Genomic DNA, 2,630 nt, shown 5'->3' on the forward strand with positions numbered 1-2,630 from the left:
GGGCGCGACGATAGAAAATCGCATTGCCTTCGCGCCGGGTCGCTACCAGCCCGGCCTGGGCCAGTACCTTGAGGTGGTGGCTCATGCCCGACTGGCCGATGGCGAAGATCTGCGCCAGTTCCAGCACGCCGAAAGAGTCGCTGGCCAGTGCCCGTAATACGTTCAGACGCAGCGGGTCGCCGCTGGCTTTGCACAGGGCGGCCAGGTCTTCGCTTTGCTCGGAACGGATTGCGGGCACAGGTAGGTTCATGGAGCGGCAGTCTAGTCAGGCCGTGGCAACGTCGCAAGAGCAATATCAAAAAGTTTTGATATTGCTCGATGGGCGGGGCAATTCGTCGCAGGGCGTACGACCGATCCTGCTGTTTGCCCGGGTTAACGCCTGATTCTTCTCTCAAACACAGGAAAATCATGCTGCATCGACCATCCGTCATTGCCCCCGGGCACGTGCCTGGGCGAAAATGGCCGCCTTTTTTCGTTTCATAATTAATTCAAGCCCCAGGAGATAAGCGATGCCCAGCCGTCGTGAGCGTGCCAACGCCATTCGTGCCCTCAGCATGGATGCCGTGCAAAAGGCCAACAGCGGCCACCCCGGTGCCCCTATGGGCATGGCGGATATCGCCGAGGTTCTTTGGCGCGACTATCTGAAACACAGCCCGAGTAACCCCAACTTCGCAGACCGTGACCGCTTCGTGCTGTCCAACGGTCACGGCTCGATGCTGATCTACTCGCTGCTGCACCTGACCGGCTATGACGTCACCATCGACGACCTGAAAAGCTTCCGCCAGTTGCACAGCCGTACCCCGGGCCACCCGGAATTCGGCTACACCCCAGGCGTCGAGACCACCACCGGTCCCCTGGGCCAAGGCCTGGCCAACGCTGTTGGCTTCGCGCTGGCTGAAAAAGTGCTGGGCGCGCAGTTCAACCGCCCTGGCCACGACATCGTCGACCACCACACCTACGTGTTCCTGGGTGATGGCTGCATGATGGAAGGCATTTCCCACGAAGTCGCTTCCCTCGCCGGCACCCTGGGCCTGGGCAAGCTGATCGCCTTCTACGATGACAACGGCATCTCCATCGACGGCGAAGTCGAAGGCTGGTTCACCGACGACACCCCTAAGCGTTTCGAAGCCTACAACTGGCAGGTCATCCGCAATGTCGATGGCCACGATCCGGAAGAGATCAAGACTGCCATCGACACCGCCCGCAAGAGCGAGCAGCCAACCCTGATCTGCTGCAAGACCACCATCGGTTTCGGCTCGCCGAACAAGCAAGGCAAAGAAGACTGCCACGGCGCCCCACTGGGTGACGCGGAAATCGCCCTGACCCGTGAAGCCCTGAAGTGGAACCACGGTCCGTTCGAAATCCCGGCCGACATCTACGCTGAATGGGATGCCAAGGAAAAAGGCCGGGCGATCGAGTCCGAGTGGGACCAGCGTTTTGCTGCCTACTCCGCCGAATTCCCAGCGCTTGCCAACGAGCTGGTACGCCGCCTGGCCGGTGACCTGCCTGCCGACTTCTCGGAAAAAGCCTCGGCCTACATCGCTGAAGTCGCGGCCAAGGGCGAGACCATCGCCAGCCGTAAAGCCAGCCAGAACACCCTGAATGCCTTCGGCCCTCTGCTGCCTGAGATCCTCGGCGGCTCGGCTGACCTGGCCGGCTCCAACCTGACCCTGTGGAAAGGTTGCAAAGGTGTCTCGGCGGAAGACGCCAGCGGCAACTACATGTACTACGGCGTACGTGAGTTCGGCATGAGCGCGATCATGAACGGCGTGTCCCTGCACGGTGGCCTGGTGCCTTACGGCGCGACCTTCCTGATGTTCATGGAATACGCCCGCAACGCCGTACGTATGGCCGCGCTGATGAAGAAGCGCGTGATCCATGTGTACACCCACGATTCCATCGGCCTGGGCGAAGACGGCCCGACGCACCAGCCGGTCGAACAATTGACCAGCCTGCGTACTACGCCGAACCTGGACACCTGGCGCCCAGCCGACGCGGTGGAGTCCGCGGTGGCCTGGAAACACGCCATTGAGCGCAAGGACGGCCCTTCAGCGCTGATCTTCTCGCGTCAGAACCTGCAACACCAGGTACGTACCGATGCGCAGATCGCCGACATCAGCCGTGGCGGCTACGTGCTCAAGGACTGCATCGGCGAGCCGGAGCTGATCCTGATCTCCACCGGTTCCGAAGTGGGCCTGACCGTTCAAGCCTACGACAAGCTGACCGCACAAGGCCGTAACGTGCGTGTGGTTTCCATGCCATGCACCAGCGTGTTCGAAGCCCAGGACGCCGGCTACAAGCAGTCGGTACTGCCACTGCAGGTCAGTGCGCGTATCGCCATCGAAGCGGCTCACGCCGACTACTGGTACAAGTACGTGGGCCTGGAAGGCCGCGTGATCGGCATGACCACCTACGGTGAGTCGGCGCCGGCGCCAGCGTTGTTCGAAGAGTTCGGTTTCACCCTGGAAAACATCCTGGGTCAGGCTGAAGAGCTGCTGGAAGACTAAAGCGCGTCCCCTTGTAGGAGCGAGCTTGTTGTGGCGAGGGAGCTTGCTCCCGCTGGGCTGCGAAGCGGCCCCAAGCCGTGCGATCGAGATGTGTCAGATATACCTCGTCAGCCGGTCTGGGAG

Annotated in this window: 2 protein-coding genes; one reads left to right on the forward strand and one right to left on the reverse strand. The window is 61.5% G+C overall.

Annotated features, from left to right (window positions below; translation table 11 throughout):
- Positions 1 to 250: ArsR/SmtB family transcription factor (locus ACRESD_RS26340; protein WP_431753585.1), on the reverse strand; the 250-nt coding region annotated here is incomplete at its 3' end.
- Between the two features lie 259 nt (positions 251 to 509).
- Here ACRESD_RS26340 and tkt point away from each other — a divergent pair.
- Positions 510 to 2,507, forward strand: a complete 1,998-nt coding sequence (gene tkt, locus ACRESD_RS26345; RefSeq protein ID WP_431753586.1) for a transketolase — start codon at positions 510 to 512, stop codon at positions 2,505 to 2,507.
- Positions 2,508 to 2,630: the final 123 nt, after the last annotated feature.

Origin of the sequence: Pseudomonas sp. (genome assembly GCF_050739995.1) — a bacterium.
Classification (GTDB): domain Bacteria; phylum Pseudomonadota; class Gammaproteobacteria; order Pseudomonadales; family Pseudomonadaceae; genus Aquipseudomonas.